Annotated in this window: 19 protein-coding genes; 17 read left to right on the top strand and 2 right to left on the bottom strand. The window is 41.1% G+C overall.

Annotated elements, in window-relative coordinates; all coding sequences use genetic code 11:
- The 8 genes from AN392_RS13825 to AN392_RS13790 all read left to right on the top strand — a co-directional run.
- On the top strand, positions 1-713 hold a 713-nt coding region (locus AN392_RS13825; RefSeq protein WP_200908288.1), incomplete at its 5' end, for a chemotaxis protein CheA.
- A gap of 53 nt (positions 714-766) precedes the next feature.
- Positions 767-1903 carry a chemotaxis response regulator protein-glutamate methylesterase gene (locus AN392_RS13820; protein WP_055013040.1) on the top strand — a complete coding sequence of 379 codons (1137 nt, stop codon included), beginning with the start codon at positions 767-769 and terminating at the stop codon, positions 1901-1903.
- On the top strand, positions 1896-2660 hold the full coding sequence (locus AN392_RS13815) for a flagellar motor protein (RefSeq protein WP_054201710.1): 765 nt from the start codon (positions 1896-1898) through the stop codon (positions 2658-2660). Before AN392_RS13820 ends, AN392_RS13815 begins: the two co-directional genes overlap by 8 nt.
- Before the next feature lie 5 nt (positions 2661-2665).
- On the top strand, positions 2666-3628 hold the full coding sequence (locus AN392_RS13810) for a flagellar motor protein MotB (RefSeq protein ID WP_055013039.1): 963 nt from the start codon (positions 2666-2668) through the stop codon (positions 3626-3628).
- A gap of 12 nt (positions 3629-3640) precedes the next feature.
- Entirely contained in the window at positions 3641-4411 is a 771-nt protein-coding gene (locus AN392_RS13805; protein ID WP_055013038.1) for a ParA family protein, read from the top strand.
- A 3-nt stretch (positions 4412-4414) separates the two neighbouring features.
- Entirely contained in the window at positions 4415-5149 is a 735-nt protein-coding gene (locus AN392_RS13800) for a CheW domain-containing protein (protein ID WP_055013037.1), read from the top strand.
- 21 nt (positions 5150-5170) lie between these two features.
- On the top strand, positions 5171-5668 hold the full coding sequence (locus tag AN392_RS13795; RefSeq protein WP_008112225.1) for a chemotaxis protein CheW: 498 nt from the start codon (positions 5171-5173) through the stop codon (positions 5666-5668).
- An 18-nt stretch (positions 5669-5686) separates the two neighbouring features.
- Complete coding sequence (locus AN392_RS13790) at positions 5687-6088, top strand: DUF2802 domain-containing protein (RefSeq protein ID WP_054201706.1); 402 nt, start codon at positions 5687-5689, stop codon at positions 6086-6088.
- Between the two features lie 27 nt (positions 6089-6115).
- Here AN392_RS13790 and AN392_RS13785 read toward each other — a convergent pair whose 3' ends face one another.
- Both AN392_RS13785 and AN392_RS13780 read right to left on the bottom strand, forming a co-directional pair.
- Complete coding sequence (locus tag AN392_RS13785) at positions 6116-6424, bottom strand: EscU/YscU/HrcU family type III secretion system export apparatus switch protein (RefSeq protein WP_054201705.1); 309 nt, start codon at positions 6422-6424, stop codon at positions 6116-6118.
- 2 nt (positions 6425-6426) lie between these two features.
- Positions 6427-8592 carry a flagellar hook-length control protein FliK gene (locus AN392_RS13780; protein WP_055013036.1) on the bottom strand — a complete coding sequence of 722 codons (2166 nt, stop codon included), beginning with the start codon at positions 8590-8592 and terminating at the stop codon, positions 6427-6429.
- Positions 8593-8705: 113 nt separating this feature from the next.
- Between AN392_RS13780 and ccmA the strand changes: the two genes are divergently transcribed.
- The 9 genes from ccmA to ccmI are packed head-to-tail and all read left to right on the top strand — an operon-like array spanning position 8706 to position 15680.
- Entirely contained in the window at positions 8706-9326 is a 621-nt protein-coding gene (gene ccmA, locus AN392_RS13775; RefSeq protein ID WP_075169671.1) for a cytochrome c biogenesis heme-transporting ATPase CcmA, read from the top strand.
- On the top strand, positions 9326-10012 hold the full coding sequence (gene ccmB / locus AN392_RS13770) for a heme exporter protein CcmB (RefSeq protein WP_054201703.1): 687 nt from the start codon (positions 9326-9328) through the stop codon (positions 10010-10012). The genes ccmA and ccmB overlap by 1 nt, the downstream gene beginning before the upstream one ends.
- Position 10013: 1 nt before the next feature.
- A complete protein-coding gene (locus AN392_RS13765; protein WP_036985043.1) occupies positions 10014-10751 on the top strand; it encodes a heme ABC transporter permease in 738 nt (245 codons plus the stop codon).
- Between the two features lie 2 nt (positions 10752-10753).
- Positions 10754-10957, top strand: coding sequence for a heme exporter protein CcmD (gene ccmD, locus AN392_RS13760; protein ID WP_055013035.1), 204 nt, complete (start codon positions 10754-10756; stop codon positions 10955-10957).
- Positions 10954-11433 carry a cytochrome c maturation protein CcmE gene (gene ccmE / locus AN392_RS13755; protein WP_008112242.1) on the top strand — a complete coding sequence of 160 codons (480 nt, stop codon included), beginning with the start codon at positions 10954-10956 and terminating at the stop codon, positions 11431-11433. Before ccmD ends, ccmE begins: the two co-directional genes overlap by 4 nt.
- 1 nt (position 11434) lies before the next feature.
- On the top strand, positions 11435-13396 hold the full coding sequence (locus tag AN392_RS13750) for a heme lyase CcmF/NrfE family subunit (RefSeq protein WP_055013034.1): 1962 nt from the start codon (positions 11435-11437) through the stop codon (positions 13394-13396).
- Positions 13393-13965 (top strand): DsbE family thiol:disulfide interchange protein, encoded by a 573-nt coding sequence (locus tag AN392_RS13745; protein ID WP_036933069.1) that lies wholly within the window; start codon positions 13393-13395, stop codon positions 13963-13965. The genes AN392_RS13750 and AN392_RS13745 overlap by 4 nt, the downstream gene beginning before the upstream one ends.
- Positions 13962-14423, top strand: coding sequence for a cytochrome c-type biogenesis protein (locus AN392_RS13740; protein ID WP_055013033.1), 462 nt, complete (start codon positions 13962-13964; stop codon positions 14421-14423). The genes AN392_RS13745 and AN392_RS13740 overlap by 4 nt, the downstream gene beginning before the upstream one ends.
- Entirely contained in the window at positions 14424-15680 is a 1257-nt protein-coding gene (ccmI, locus tag AN392_RS13735; protein WP_055013032.1) for a c-type cytochrome biogenesis protein CcmI, read from the top strand.
- Position 15681: the final 1 nt, after the last annotated feature.

The following is a 15681-nucleotide window of genomic DNA, read 5'->3' as shown; positions in this document are numbered from 1 at the left end:
ATATCCTGCTTACCATCCAAGATGATGGTGCCGGTATGGATGCTGAAAAGCTTAAAAAGATTGCGATTAGTAAAGGGGTGCTTGATCACGATCAAGCGAGTCGCCTTTCTGATACTGAAGCGTATAACCTTATTTTTGCACCTGGTTTTTCAACTAAAGAAGAGATCTCAGATATTTCTGGCCGTGGCGTTGGTATGGATGTGGTTAAAACAAAAATCACTCAACTCAATGGCTCAGTAAATATTAAATCAGAGATGGGCGTAGGTACTACTTTAGAGATTAAAGTACCGTTGACACTGGCAATACTGCCTACCTTAATGGTAGTGGTAGGCGAACAAACCTTTGCGTTGCCGCTGGCGGGTGTAAGTGAAATATTCCATTTAGATTTAACAAAAACCAATGTGGTTGATGGTCAGCTTACTATAATTGTTCGTAAAAAATCGATTCCGTTATTCTACCTTGAACATTGGCTCATCAAAGGGGCCGATAGAGGTCAGCGAAAAGCACAAGGTCATGTGGTTATTGTACAAATAGGAACTCAAAAAGTGGGTTTCGTTGTTGACTCGCTTATTGGTCAAGAGGAAGTGGTAATTAAGCCTTTAGACGCATTACTTCAAGGTACGCCTGGTATGGCAGGTGCAACAATCACCTCTGATGGTGGCATTGCACTGATATTAGATGTGCCAAGTATGTTAAAGCATTACGCTGGATAATTAAAAGTAGGCATATATTTTATGCCTACCCATTCATTGAATAAGAGAGCGAAATGGCTGTTAAAGTTTTAGTAGTTGATGATTCAAGCTTTTTTCGCCGCAGAGTGAGTGAAATTCTTGAACAAGACAGCGGCATTGAAGTTATAGGTTTCGCTGTAAATGGTCGAGAAGCTGTCGATAAAACAGCTCAATTACGACCTGACGTGATCACCATGGATGTTGAAATGCCGGTGCTTGATGGTATTAGCGCGGTCAAAGAGATCATGGCGAGTAACCCAACTCCTATTTTAATGTTCTCCTCGTTAACACGCGCAGGCGCATCTGCCACCTTAGATGCACTTGATGCCGGCGCGATGGACTTTTTACCGAAAAAGTTTGAAGATATTGCTCGTAATAACGACGACGCAATAAAGCTATTACAAAATAAAGTTAAAGAAATAGGCCGCCAGCGAATTGGTAGAATTACCAGAGCGCCTGCTGCTCCAAGTATTAAACCAGCGCCAAGCACTTCTGAGCGCTTTGCTAATAAGCCTATAGTGCAACCTGATCGTAGCTTTAAAAGCGCAAGCCCAACGCCTTCTAGTGGCGCATCAACACGTGCTAGTGGTAAGCAATATCAATTAATTGCTATTGGCACATCAACAGGTGGCCCGGTTGCACTACAAACTATATTGACTCAGTTACCTGCTAATTTCCCACACCCAATACTACTCATACAACACATGCCAGCAGCATTTACACCTGCGTTTGCAACCCGATTAGATAGCTTGTGTAAAATTAAAGTAAAAGAAGCACAGCAAGGCGATAGACTGCAACCAGGCTGTGCTTATTTAGCCCCAGGCGGTCAGCAAATGATGGTAGAAGGGCGAGGTTCAAACAGAACATTACGCGTGTTTGAAGATAAAAATGAACGAGTTAGCTATAAGCCTAGTGTGGATATTACCTTTGCTAGTGTAGCAAAAGCGTATCAAGGCGATGTACTTGCCATTATTTTGACTGGTATGGGCGCAGATGGTCGTGACGGTGCTCGCATGCTTAAACAAACTGGCGCTACAATTTGGGCTCAAGATGAGAAAAGTTGTGTTGTATATGGTATGCCGCAAGCAGTAGCTAGTGCTGGGTTAGCAAATGAAAGCATAGGCCTTCATGATGTGGCGGTGCGCTTAAAAAGAGAGGTTGGCTTTGGATAAGCTTTCTATTTTAGGGTTATTGGTTGCATTAGGTGCTATTGCAATCGGTTATTCTTTAGAGGGAGGTGTGGTATCTGCGCTGTTTAATGGGCCAGCACTAATTATTGTATTAGGTGGCACATTGGGGGCGGTGATGCTGCAAACATCAGCCAATACTTTTAAGAAAATGCTCAGTATTACTCATTGGGTTTTTGTTACTGATGACCACAATATTGAAGATGCCATTGAGCAAGTCAAGCGCTGGTCGCACAAAGCTCGCCAAGAAGGCTACTTAGCGCTAGAAAACGAAGCGCTTACTCACTCTGATCCCTATGCCACTAAAGGACTGAGTTTATTAGTCGATGGTTGCTCAGATCAAAAGCTTCGCGATACCCTTGAAATAGATTTATTACTTGAACGAGAACGATTGCTTGAAGCTAGCCGTGTATATGAAGCGATGGGAGGCTACAGCCCGACTATCGGTATCCTAGGTGCTGTGCTTGGCTTGATTCAAGCTATGTCGTTTATTAATGATCCTGAGCAATTAGGAACGGGCATTGCCACGGCATTTATTGCTACTATATATGGTGTAGGTTTAGCTAATTTACTATTTTTGCCCATGGCCAACAAATTAAAGCAACGTGTTGAGCAAAAAATGCTTTACCATGAAATGCTAGCTGAAGGCGTTATTGCCATTAGCCAAGGTGAAAGCCCTATTAATATAGAATTAAAGCTTGAAGCTTACCGCGTCGAACGTCCTATTCTACAGGCCCATTAGCGGTTATGTTGCGCCGTCGCTTACGTCATCAAAACACTAAAAGCCAACACACTGAGCGTTGGCTAGTTTCTTATGCAGATTACATGACCATTATGTTCGCATTTTTTGTTGTATTGTATGCCATTGCAATAAACAAAGAAGACAATATACAAGTACTATCTGATTCCCTGGAGCATGTTTTTGATAAGTCAGCGAAACAATTTTCTCAGCAAGGTAAAGGGGTTAACGGCGACGCTTTGTTGCTTGAAAGAGTGACTCCAGAGGCTGAGGTTTTATATGGCGAAAGTATTCAAAAACAAGAACAAGGACCGGTATTGCTCGATGGTCAAAGTGACAATAGTAATATCAGCCAACGTCACCTAGGCAAGCCTCTCGATAGTTTATTGGCTAAATTACAATCGTCACTTATTGATGAAATACGCAGTGGTGAGGCTAGCTTAGAACTTAGTCAAGACTGGTTGGTTATCGAACTCAATTCTGGATTGTTGTTTGCCAGTGGCAGCGCTGTTGCACATAATAGGGCCAAAGAGATTGTAAAAAAGATTGAAGCAATCATCGCATCAGTCGATAACTATATAAGAGTACGCGGGTATACAGATAACGAAACCATACGAAATGAAATATTTCGCTCCAATTGGGAGTTATCAGTGGCGCGTGCAACCTCTATATTAGTTGAGCTAGAGCGTTTGGGAATTGAATCTGCACGCATGGCTATTGAAGGGTATGGTCAATACTCGCCCTTTGCCGGTAATGATACCGAAGCTGGGCGTGCTGAAAACCGTAAAGTCGTGATTGCACTTTCTAAATATGCTTTAGCACCAGAGCCCTCTGATGAACAAACGGAGTCGTCAATTTCAGTATCAGAGCAAAGGCAGCCAGAAATTGAGCTACCTGACCAAGACGATACAATAAAAATAATTCGCTTAGAGCATGGTGGCATTCGTGTTACCACGCGTAATGAACAGTAATTAGGATGTAATGTGAAAATCTGGACAGTAGCCAATCAAAAAGGAGGGGTAGGCAAAACCACTACAGCGGTTAGCCTTGCTGGGATCCTTGCGCTTCAAGGCAAGCGAGTGTTACTGATTGACACAGATCCACATGCATCATTAACTTATTACTTTGGTATTGATTCTGAAGATTTAGAGGTTAGTGTTTACGATATTTTTACTCGCGGATCGAGCATGAAAAGCGAAGAAATATTGCAAGCATTATGTCCCTCAACCATAGAAAACCTTGATATTTTACCTGCCACCATGGCGATTGCTACACTTGACCGTAGCATGGGTAATAAAACGGGGATGGGCCTGATTTTAAAAAAAACATTGGCTAAAATTAGCGAGTATTACGATTACGCAATTCTAGATTGTCCGCCCGTTCTAGGGGTGCTTATGGTCAATGCCCTAGCAGCTTGTGAAAGAGTGTTGGTGCCAGTACAAACTGAGTTCTTAGCGCTCAAGGGGCTTGATAGAATGATGCGGACTATGGAGTTAATGCAAACCTCGCAAGCGAAAAGCTATGAATATACTATAATTCCAACTATGTATGATAAGCGTACCAAAGCGTCACTTGAGGCCTATAAAACATTACAAGATACGTATAAAGAAAAAGTATGGCCAGGTGTTATTCCTGTTGATACTAAATTTAGAGATGCGAGTTTAGCGCAAAAAGTGCCTATTGATTTTTGCCCTAATGCGCGTGGAGTCTATGCTTATAAAGCATTGCTTGAATATTTAATAAAACAAGGTTAATAAATGAGTAAGCAATTATTTGCTAATGAAAAAGTAGTCACTCAGTATTTAGGGGCGTTATTATCTGATGACGCACCAGCGAAAGACCTTGAGCCTGTTGCTAAATTGCTTGAGCAGGTAGCGTATGAAGAGCAAAAAGAGCAATCACTGCAGGTTGAGCCTGTAGTCGAGCCGGTTGTTGAAGTTGAAAAGCTCAATGAGCAGGTAACAAATGTAGAAATAGAATCTCACCAAGCGCAGCAGCTTGAAACTGAATATGATGTAGCACTCGGTAATGAAGCTGAATACTTTGATGGTGAATTTCAGGCATTATTTTTTGAAGTAGCAGGACTCACTTTAGCCGTGCCATTAAAAGCGTTAGGCGGTATACATGAGCTTGGAGAAGTGAATCATTTATTTGGTAAACCTAAGTGGTTTAAAGGTGTCATGATCAATCGAGAAGAAAAGCTCAATGTTGTTGATACCGCGCGCTGGGTTATGCCCGAAAAATACGATGAACAGTTAGAAGCGTCTTTAAATTATCAATATCTAATCACTTTAGGTGATAGCAAGTGGGGTTTATTAGCAGAAAAACTAATAAATAACATTACATTGAGTAAAGAAGATGTAAAATGGCGTACAAATAACAGTAAGCGCCCATGGCTTGCTGGAGTAATTAAAGAAAAAATGTGTGCTTTAATAGATGTTAATAATTTAAATGCACTATTAGAGAAAGGCTTAGATAGCCGTCACAAGTAATGACCATTACGAGGTAAGAGCATGAGTGAAGATAAATTACTGTCAGCTAAAAAAAATGCAGATAATAATGATGAAATTTTGCAGTGGGTTACGTTTAAGTTAGAAGATGAAACCTATGGCGTGAATGTAATGCAAGTGCAAGAAATACTGCGTTACACCGAAATTGCTCCTGTTCCAGGTGCGCCTTCTTATGTGATTGGTATTATTAACTTACGTGGTAATGTTGTTACCGTTATTGATACTCGCTCTCGCTTTGGATTACCTGATATTGAAGCGACCGACAATTCACGTATTTTGATTATTGAAGCTGAAGAGCAGGTGATTGGTATTTTAGCCGATAGCGTTTCTGAGGTTGTGTACTTACGTAGCTCTGAAATTGACAGTGCGCCAAATGTAGGTACTGAAGAAAGTGCCAAATTTATTCAAGGTGTATGCAACCGCGATAATGAGCTGCTTATTCTAGTTGATTTAAACAAGCTACTTAGTGATGACGAATGGGATGAGTTAAGCGATATATAAGCTTCTCTACATAAAATTATGTTATTACTTGGTATTGCAATTGCGGGTTTGGCATTTGGGCTATTCTCGCTGCTGTTAATTGTGATGTTTAAAAAGCGTTATGCGAATGAGCTTGGCGCACAATTACAGCAATTTAAAGACTCATCAGAGCAGATTAATATTTTACGTAGCGAAGTCTCTGAGTTACGAACTGGGTTAATGAGTATTGGTAAACGAGTGCTTGAGGTAGAACAACAAAACCAAGAGCTGATACAGCAACAAGCAGCTCAAAAATACGATGACCCTGATGCTAAAATATACTCTCGAGCAGTAAAAATGGTTGAGCTAGGTGCTGATTTAGATGAGGTTATTCGCGAGTGTGAATTACCCCGCGCCGAAGCAGAACTGTTATTTTCTTTACACAAACAAAAAGGCGCTTAGCGCCTTTTTTGTTTTTATCATATTGGCTCATGCTTTTATATTGAGCTTTCCTTGAAAGTCCTGCCATCCGGGCGGGAATTTCCCTCTTACCACATATGAAAAAGCAATCAGTTCAGCAATAACAAAGTAAAGCTCTTTAGGGATCTCTTCGCCAAGCTCTAATTTCGAAAGTGTATTTGCAAGTGCTTCATCCTGATGGATTAAAATACCTTTATCTTTAGCTAGGGCAATAATTTCATCCGCCAATTCTCCAAACCCTTTAGCGCTTACGGTGGGTGAATTACCCGTTTCGTAGAGCAGTCCAATTGCTGAATTGTTTTTAAATGAATCCGTCATGGCTAAACCTTAATATTTATAATGGCATGCGATTGGTAAAATGCTTGATGGTTGTCATCTGCGCGTTTCAAATTAAGATCGCCGACTTGTAAGCCCTGTTTTGCTAGTTTTGAGCGTAAATTATCAAGGTGTGGATGAGCCAACGCGCTCACAGCTTGAGTGGACGCTAATAACTGACAATCTAATGCTTTGTCCATCAACTCTGCGGTTATTTGCAGCTTACCTAGTTCAGCATAATCAAAATTTAATCTTACAAACCACACGTTTTTATCCGCTAATTTGTCATTGTTTGGCTTTTTATATTGTCCTAACGATATTTCTGTTTGTGCCGCCTCTGGTGGCAGTTTCATAGGTAATAAAAACTGCACTAAGGAGTTAGTGTCAGGCTGCTGGCTCAAAACGGGAGCTTGCACTTGGCTTAAGGTGTTTTTAATTTGTGTTAATTCACCTGCTAATGCTTGCACTTGTGGTTGCTGTAACTGTTCTAATAACTTATTGGTATTATTACCGGTCTTGAAGCTTGGTAATAAAACCTGAAGTAGGGCCTCTAAACCGCTTTGATTATTAATGCTAACGGCAGTTGGGTTTTGGTTAATAATCGGTGCAGCTAAAATGCTTAATGAAAGTTGTTCTACACCTCGATTAAACGAGCTCTGCAAAGTGTCACTGGTTAGTTGCGTCGGCTTTATAGTGCTGAGTATTTCACGTTGTATGGTGGTCGGGTGTAAATTACTTTCTGACAACATACGGTTAAAAGCTTGATTAACCAAGCGGTTTAAGTCAGTACCCTGATCTGCCGCCTTAGTTACGATAGTGTTTAGTTGGCTGCTTAGAACGTGTTTGCTTGCTTCTTTTTGCTTTATTGGAGCGGTTGCGGTTTGCTTTAAAACGGTTGCTAATAATAGCTTTTCCAGCGGTTGTAAATAATTAACGGTTGCTAAGGATCGATTAGCTGTTTGTGCTGATTGGATAACAACAGGGTGCAAGTCTACGGATGTTGATAACGTCCGCTGTTGCCATAAAGAGATACTGGTTTTTAGCTGCTGGGTTAGTTGCACTAAAGGGGGGGCAGTTCCTAAAGGGCTTTTTAATTGCGTAATGTCTATTTTTTGCGTTGGTGCGAGCCATTTTTGTTGTTCATTAACAACAATATTTGGTTTTTGATATGCATTTAATGTAGTGGTAAATGGCTTGCTTTCAAAATGTTTTACTGCATCTAAAATACGCGTTTTAAAATCAGCAAAACTGCTTTTTAGCCATGATTGAATTGGACTATTAACGGTACTAAGTGGGTGAGACTTAATTTTTTGCGAATCGATAGCAACTTGCGGTTGCTGTGACAGCATCTCATTAAATGGTTTGCTAAATGAGTTTTTAAGCTCCACGGTTATATTTTGATAAGCGGTTTTAATTAATAGTTTATCTGCTTGACTGCTAATAGTTACCTTAGTCGGCGCTGTGGGTAGTTCAGATAACTGTTGATGGCTTAAGCTAATATTTAACGAGCTTTTTGCGGTATTTGGAGTTAGCACCGCAAACTTGGGCATTGCATGAAGCTGAGCATGACCTAAATTGTTAGCAACTAATTGTGTTAGTTTTGCCTGGCTTAAAGGTTGAGAATGTACAATGTCAGCAAAACGATTAATGATATTTAGCCGTGTACCTTTGCCATCAGTCTCAATTATGCCTTTTAATAAGGGTTCTTCGGCCAGTAATTGCGCTATTTGTTTATTAATGGCGATGCTGGCATTAAATTTTTCAATCACCAGTTTTGGCGTTGGCTTTAAAGTAACTTGTATCGATAGCGGGTTGTTTTGAATATCACTTTGAGTGTTTATAAAGTTTAAAAACCGCTGTAACTGTTCTGGTTGTTTAATTGATAAGGTACTGTTGTTAGGAATAATGGTTAAGCTTTTACCATCTGCACTTAGCTGTATGTTAGCGCTTGCTATTTTTTCAACATTTGTCGGTGCATCATTAACAGTGAGCCGAATTGTTTGCCAATGCTTATTCATAAATACATCAAGCGTCACTGAATCTTTAGAAAACTGAATGTTTTTTGCTGCTAGTACTTCAGGCGGCAGTATTGGTAACGCAGTTTTACCCGAATCGGTTGTTTGATTACTAACCTGTGGGTTAGTCACTGTAATGTGCGTTGGTGTATTCATTATTTTATATCAAGTTTTCTGTATTTTAAGTAAATCGATTCTAAAGCAATATTCGTATTACCCTATCATTATGGTAGACTTACCGCTAATTTTTGGCAGAGAGAATCGTCATCTTGTTACACATTAAGTCCGTTACTTGTATCAAGCAAGAGCGTTGTTTGTTTGATGAACTTAATTTTAGCCTTAAAAGCGGTCAAATCATGCAGTTAGCTGGTCCTAATGGGGCTGGTAAAACATCATTATTGCGCATTATTGCCGGTTTTTCGCTGCCTGACGAAGGTGATATTTTATACCGTAATCAATCTATCAAAAAATATTATGACGAATACGCCAGAGACTTATTATTTATAGGCCATAAAACCGGAGTTAATGTACAACTTAGTGCACTTGAAAATGTAGCACATTGGTTGGCTATTAATGGTTATGTAAATACACCTGATTTATATCCTTTGTTAAGTAAGTTAGGTTTGGTAGGGCTGGAAGATGTGCCCGTAAGAACATTATCGGCAGGTCAGCAAAGACGGGTGGCTTTAGTTCGTTTGTGGTTATCTGAAGCCAAGTTATGGATTTTAGATGAACCTTTTACAGCGCTCGATAAAAGTGGGGTTGCCTTTTTGCAGCAACGCTTTACCGAGCACTTATCAAAGGGGGGCGCTATTTTGTTAACAACACACCAAGACCTAACCACCCACTTTAGTGACTTACAGACCTTGACTTTGGAGTACCGCCACTAATGACAAGACAGCACTCATATTGGCAGTTATTTGTCGCGGTATTTAGCAAAGACGTTAAGCTCGCTTTTCGTCAGCGCGCTGAAATAGTTAATCCTATCTTGTTTTTTTTAATTGTTATCTCGTTATTTCCACTAGCGATAGGGCCAGAACCTGGGTTGTTATCAAGAATGGCACCGGGCATTATTTGGGTTGCGGCTTTATTATCAACCATGCTTGGACTTGATAAGCTATTTAGAGATGACTATAACGATGGCTCTTTAGAACAACTCATTGCTTCCTCTTACCCTTTATCATTAACCGTATTAGGTAAAGTTGCGGCTCATTGGGTGATCACCGGTTTACCGCTAGTGCTAATGACGCCTTTATTTGCTTTACTACTAAATTTAGAAACGACGGCCCTAATGGCCACGTTATTAACGCTATTATTAGGAACTCCTTTATTGAGCTTTATTGGCGCGATAGGAGCAGGCCTAACGGTGGGATTACAAAAAGGCGGTATTTTAATGAGTTTACTCGTTTTGCCTTTGTATATCCCGGTTTTAATTTTTGCAACTTCCGCTATTGATACCAGTACTATGTCGCTGGATTACAGTGGTCAGCTTGCAATCCTAGGTGCCATGTTAGTCGTTGCGATTATTAGTGCGCCAATTGCCATATCATCAGCATTAAAAGTGAGTGTAAGTTAATATGTGGAAGTGGTTACATCCGTATGCGAAAGCAGAGCGAGCATATCAATTATGCAATACTCTACTGCCATATTTTGCAGTAGTTACGGTCGTTAGTATGATTGTTGGTTGGGTTTGGGGATTAGGTTTTGCCCCTGCTGATTACCAACAAAAAGACAGTTACCGTATTATTTTTATTCACGTGCCCTCCGCTATTTTATCTATGGGCGCATATTCATCAATGGCGATTGCTGCCATTGTTGCCTTGGTATGGCAGTTACGTAATGCCGAGCTTGCGGTAATTGCAATCGCGCCTGTTGGTGCGTGTATGACAGCAATTGCTTTAATTACTGGTGCTGCATGGGGTAAACCAATGTGGGGCGCGTGGTGGGTATGGGATGCTCGGCTGACTTCTGAACTTATTTTATTATTTTTATACTTAGGGGTGTTGTCTTTGTACCATGCCTTTGAAGATAAAAAGTCAGCCGGTCGCGCCGCGTCTATTTTAGCCATTGTTGGAGTGATCAACTTGCCTATCATCCACTTTTCGGTGGAATGGTGGAATACCCTGCATCAAGGGGCGAGCATCACTAAGTTTAACCGCGATGCGGTTGACCCAAGTATGTTTTGGCCGTTAATGATTAATATTTTAGCCTTTGCCGCGTTTGTTGGTACTGTGACTTTAATTCGTCTTAAAAATGAAATTTTACACCGTGAAAAGCACCGCCCATGGGTGCGACAGTTGTTAACTAAGGGGTAATTATGCAGTTTGACTCGTTTTCAGATTTTATTGCAATGGGAGGCTATGGTTTTTATGTATGGCTTTCTTTTGGAACATGCGCATTGATTTTATTAGGTATTCTATTCAGCTCACTACGCGATAAAAAACAAATTTTAGCGTCGATTGAGCAGCAAATAGCGCGTGAAACTCGAATTAAAAATTCTAAGCAGGAGCAAACCTCGTGAACCCAAGACGTAAAAAGCGCCTTTTGGTTATTATCGCCGTACTCTTTGGTATTGGCGGATCAATTGGTTTAGTGTTGTACGCCTTACAAGAAAATATTAATTTGTTTTACACCCCCAGCGAATTAATTGATGGTAAAGGTCCTAATAAAGAAAAGCCGTTTGTAGGCCAAAAGCTGAGAATTGGCGGCATGGTTGTGCCAGGCTCTGTGATCAGAAATGAACAAAGCTTAAAAGTAAGCTTTAAGCTGATTGATACGGGGCCATTGGTAACAGTGCGTTATCAAGGTATTTTGCCTGATTTGTTTCGTGAAGGACAAGGGATTGTTGCGCAAGGTGTGTTAGTAGAGCCTAACGTGATTGAAGCATTTGAAGTGTTGGCCAAGCATGATGAAGAATATATGCCGGCGGAAGTTGCTGAAGCTGTAAAAGGCATTAAGCACGAAAAGCCAAAATATAACTTAGATAGTGGGAGTTAATATGATCCCTGAACTTGGTTATTTTTCTTTAACATTGGCCATGGTGCTCAGTGTGCTGTTGTGTATTTTTCCACTTTGGGGAGCACACACAGGAAACCTTCGTTTGATGCGTGCGGCGCCATCATTAGCGATTGGTCAGTTTGCATTTGTTGCGTTGTCGTTCGCTGCACTTATCTATGCCAGCTTAACCGACGACTTTACCGTATCTTACGTTGCTTATCATTCAAGTAGCACTTTGCCTTGGTATTATAAAATCACCTCTACGTGGGGCGGACATGAAGGTGCTATTTTACTGTGGTTATTAATGCAAGCAGGGTGGACAGCCGTTGTCGCTATGCGTTCTAAGTCACTACCTTGGATACTTCGTGCTCGCGTTTTGGGTGTGCTTGGCTTTTTAGGTGTCGGCTTTATGATGTACACCTTACTGCTCTCAAGTCCGTTTGAGCGTTTATTGCCCTATTTTCCTGTTGAAGGGCGAGATTTAAACCCATTATTACAAGACCCAGGGATGATCATTCACCCACCATTACTTTACATGGGTTATGTAGGTCTTTCTGTGGCTTTTTCTTTTGCTATTGCCGCGCTGTTAACTGGTAAACTCGATAATACCTGGGCTAAGTGGTCACGCCCATGGACAATGACAGCATGGGGCTTCTTAACATTAGGTATTACTATAGGCAGTTGGTGGGCTTATGCAGAGCTTGGCTGGGGTGGCTGGTGGTTCTGGGATCCAGTTGAAAACGCATCACTTATGCCATGGTTAGTGGCAACTGCTTTATTACACTCTTTAAGTGTGACTGAAAAGCGCGGTGTATTTAAATCATGGACCGTATTATTAGCAATTGCTGCTTTTTCATTAAGCTTACTGGGGACTTTTATTGTTCGCTCAGGGATTATTGTCTCGGTGCACGCCTTTGCAACCGATCCGGATCGAGGGCTGTTTATCCTTGCCTTCTTAGCCATTGTTGTTGGCGGCGGCCTAGCGCTTTACGGCTTGCGTGTTTCACAGGTTAAAAGTGAGGGGCGTTATAAGTTTGTCTCTCGTGAAGTGGCACTTTGGCTAAATAATATTTTCCTAGTGGTTGCTACCTTAATTGTACTATTGGGTACTTTATTACCTATGGTACACAAAGAAATGGGCTTAGGCAGTATTTCTATTGGCGAACCTTTCTTTAATAAAATGTTTGCCATTCTACTGGTGCCATTTGCGATTTTAATGGGCATAGGGCCATTTTTGCGCTGGAAGCAAAATAAATGGGCGTTTTTACAAAACAAAATATTTGTTGGCGCACTAGTCAGCGTCGTTATTACTTGTGCGTGGCTGTTTAGCAGTTATGAAGTAGTTACGCCGCTCACTCTGTTAGCAACTACGTTAGGTGTATGGATATTTATTGCTACCTTTATCGACCTTTACACCAAGGCTGCTGTTCATGGCTCACTTAAGCTCGGCATCAAACGCTTAGGTTTAAGTTATTGGGCTATGGTGCTTGGTCATGTTGGTTTGGCCTTTGTTATTGCCGGTATTACGCTTACTTCGGCGTATTCAGTTGAGCGTGATGTATCAATGAAGCCTGGTGATAGCGTACAGCTAAATCAGTATCAATACCGTTTTGAAGGCGTGAAGACAATTCGTGGTGCAAACTATAGCGGTCATGCGGGTGTGGTAACAGTACTAAAAGAAGACACAACAATTGCGCGTCTTTATGCAGAAAAACGCCGATACGACATTGGTATGCAGTTTATGACTGAAGCAGCAATAGATGCTGGGTTTACTCGCGATTTATACCTCGCCCTTGGAGAGCAATTAAGTGAAGGGGCATGGTCATTACGTATTTATCACAAGCCGTTTGTGCGTTGGATGTGGATCGGTGGTGTTTTGATTTCACTTGCTGGGTTTGTGATTTTATTTGATAAGCGTTATCGCGCTTCACCTCGCAAAGATGAATTAGAGGGGGCGTTATGAATCGCAAATTGATGGCAATAGTCCCTTTATTAATTTTTATCTTTATTTGTGTGTTTTTATACCAAGGGTTGTTTGCTAACCCTCGGGAAATACAAACAGGGCGCATTGGTCAAACCGTACCAACATTTAACTTGCCTGATTTAATGCAAGATAATAAACGTTGGACTGATGAGCAGTTAAAAGGTGACGTGTATTTATTAAACGTGTGGGGCACATGGTGCCCAACGTGTTTAGCTGAGCTTGATTATTTAACTAAGCTTCGCGAACAAGGCATTAAAATTATCGGCTTGTATTATGTTCAAAGTTACGATGCCGATTTTGATGGCCCGTTTGATATGCAAGCACTGCGTGACGATGTGAGTAATATGCTTGCGCGCGCCGGTGATCCGTATCAGTTTAATATTTTAGATTTAGAGCGCTCTTTGGCGTTAGATTTGGGTGTGTCTGGAGCACCAGAAACATTTTTAGTTGATAAAAATGGCACTATTTTGTTACACCACACCGGTGATATAAACCCTCGAGTTTGGCGCGCTAAGTTTGCGCCTCTTATGCAGGAGCTGCAGCCATGAGATTGTTTTTATTAACCCTTAGCTTATTTATTAGTTTAGCAGCGTTTGCTCAGCAAGATCGTTATCAGTTTGATAGCAATGAACAAGCGATTCGTTTTGAAGAGCTAACTAAAGAATTACGCTGCCCTAAATGTCAAAATCAAAACATTGCTGATTCAGATGCCGTAGTTGCAAAAGACTTGCGTGAGCGTGTATTGGCGTTAGTAAAAGATGGAAAAAGCAAAGATGAAGTCATTGACTATATGATTGACCGCTATGGCTACTTTGTTCATTACGATCCACCAGTAACGCCGGCTACGTTAATTCTGTGGGTGTTACCAGTACTCATTGTAATAATAGGCTTTGGTTTTATTGTTATTCGCCAACGTAAAGCGTCGGTAAAACAAACATGGAGTGACGCTGATGAAGTGATGCTCAATAAGTTGATTAAACAAAATAAACGTCAGGAGCAAAGTTAAATGATTTTAATGTGGGCGTCTTTTGCTTTACTCACACTCATTGCATTGCTGTTTATTATTGTGCCTTTTTTAAAAAAAGAGCGCGTAGTAACTATTACTCACAACGCTAATGCACAGCTTATCAGCATTTATGAGCAGCGTTTAGTTGAACTGCAGGCTGATTTAGACAATCAACGTATAGACTCGCAAAACCATAACGAGGCTATTATTGAGCTAAAACGTCGTTTGCTTAATGAATTATCGCCAGAAAAGTCACTAAACAGTCGTGGTGATAACCGTATATTTGCTTTAACAGGGGCAGCGTTTTTAATTGCATTAGCAGGTATATTTTATGCGATGACAGGCAGCCAACAACAAATTTCGGCGTGGCATGATGCAATGGACAACTTAGCCGATTATGGTCAACGTGCCGTAATGCAAAAAGGTGAGCCGTTATCTAAAAATGAACTTCAAGCGTTTGCATTGGCACTGCGTACAAAGTTAAGTCAAGGCGGTGATGATGAAGTAGCTTGGATGCTGTTAGGGCGTGTCGCTATTATGCTTAATGAGTTTGACATGGCAAAACAGTCATTTGATAAAGCATTGTCAATGAACCCTGATAATATGCAAGCTTTGGTGAGCTACTCGCAGGTATTACTACTTGAGGGCAGTGATGAGAATATGACTCGCGCAGCGGGTATGCTTTCTAAAGTGCTACAAGCGCAGCCAAATAATCTCGATGCGATTTCGTTACTTGCGCTGATTGCCTTTGAGAGAAAAGATTGGGTACAGGCAAAAGCTGCATTTGAGGTACTTCTTGCCAGTATGGACGAGTCAGATACGCGTTATGCTATGATTTCTGAGCGCATTAGTGAAATTGATGGTCAAATAGCTCAGAAAAGCGAGCTGAATAATCACGAGCTGCAAGTTGTTCAAGGAATTCAGGTCACGGTTAAGGTTGACGAGCAACTCGAAGATAAACAGCCTAGTAACGGTATTTTGTTTGTGTTTGCTAAAGCTTCTGAAGGTTCACCAATGCCTTTAGCCGTTGTTAAACTGACTGACTATAGCTTTCCAATCACCGTTGAGCTGAGCGACGAGAACGCCATGATGGCAGGGCTAAATTTATCCAGTGCTAATGAAATTGTTATTTCTGCGCGTATTTCTAATGATGATTCAGTGATGCCAAGTACTGGTGAGCTTGAAGGCCACTCTGAAGTACTGCTTCGTAAAGATGTGCGACAAGTGCAACTGAACATTGATACATTAATACCTTAAG

The sequence above is a fragment of the Pseudoalteromonas sp. P1-16-1b genome, from assembly GCF_001401785.1.
Lineage (GTDB): Bacteria > Pseudomonadota > Gammaproteobacteria > Enterobacterales > Alteromonadaceae > Pseudoalteromonas > Pseudoalteromonas undina.
This window is presented reverse-complemented; position numbering and strand designations above follow the sequence as displayed.

What these genes read in the sequence shown, in the direction of transcription:
- AN392_RS13820 (WP_055013040.1), top strand. Translation starts at nt 767, where the DNA reads ATGGCTGTTAAAGTTTTAGTAGTTGATGATTCAAGCTTTTTTCGCCGC.
- AN392_RS13810 (WP_055013039.1), top strand. Translation starts at nt 2,666, where the DNA reads ATGTTGCGCCGTCGCTTACGTCATCAAAACACTAAAAGCCAACACACT.
- AN392_RS13800 (WP_055013037.1), top strand. Translation starts at nt 4,415, where the DNA reads ATGAGTAAGCAATTATTTGCTAATGAAAAAGTAGTCACTCAGTATTTA.
- AN392_RS13795 (WP_008112225.1), top strand. Translation starts at nt 5,171, where the DNA reads ATGAGTGAAGATAAATTACTGTCAGCTAAAAAAAATGCAGATAATAAT.
- AN392_RS13790 (WP_054201706.1), top strand. Translation starts at nt 5,687, where the DNA reads ATGTTATTACTTGGTATTGCAATTGCGGGTTTGGCATTTGGGCTATTC.
- AN392_RS13785 (WP_054201705.1), bottom strand. Translation starts at nt 6,424, where the DNA reads ATGACGGATTCATTTAAAAACAATTCAGCAATTGGACTGCTCTACGAA.
- AN392_RS13780 (WP_055013036.1), bottom strand. Translation starts at nt 8,592, where the DNA reads ATGAATACACCAACGCACATTACAGTGACTAACCCACAGGTTAGTAAT.
- ccmB (WP_054201703.1), top strand. Translation starts at nt 9,326, where the DNA reads ATGACAAGACAGCACTCATATTGGCAGTTATTTGTCGCGGTATTTAGC.
- AN392_RS13765 (WP_036985043.1), top strand. Translation starts at nt 10,014, where the DNA reads ATGTGGAAGTGGTTACATCCGTATGCGAAAGCAGAGCGAGCATATCAA.
- ccmD (WP_055013035.1), top strand. Translation starts at nt 10,754, where the DNA reads ATGCAGTTTGACTCGTTTTCAGATTTTATTGCAATGGGAGGCTATGGT.
- AN392_RS13750 (WP_055013034.1), top strand. Translation starts at nt 11,435, where the DNA reads ATGATCCCTGAACTTGGTTATTTTTCTTTAACATTGGCCATGGTGCTC.
- AN392_RS13745 (WP_036933069.1), top strand. Translation starts at nt 13,393, where the DNA reads ATGAATCGCAAATTGATGGCAATAGTCCCTTTATTAATTTTTATCTTT.
- AN392_RS13740 (WP_055013033.1), top strand. Translation starts at nt 13,962, where the DNA reads ATGAGATTGTTTTTATTAACCCTTAGCTTATTTATTAGTTTAGCAGCG.
- ccmI (WP_055013032.1), top strand. Translation starts at nt 14,424, where the DNA reads ATGATTTTAATGTGGGCGTCTTTTGCTTTACTCACACTCATTGCATTG.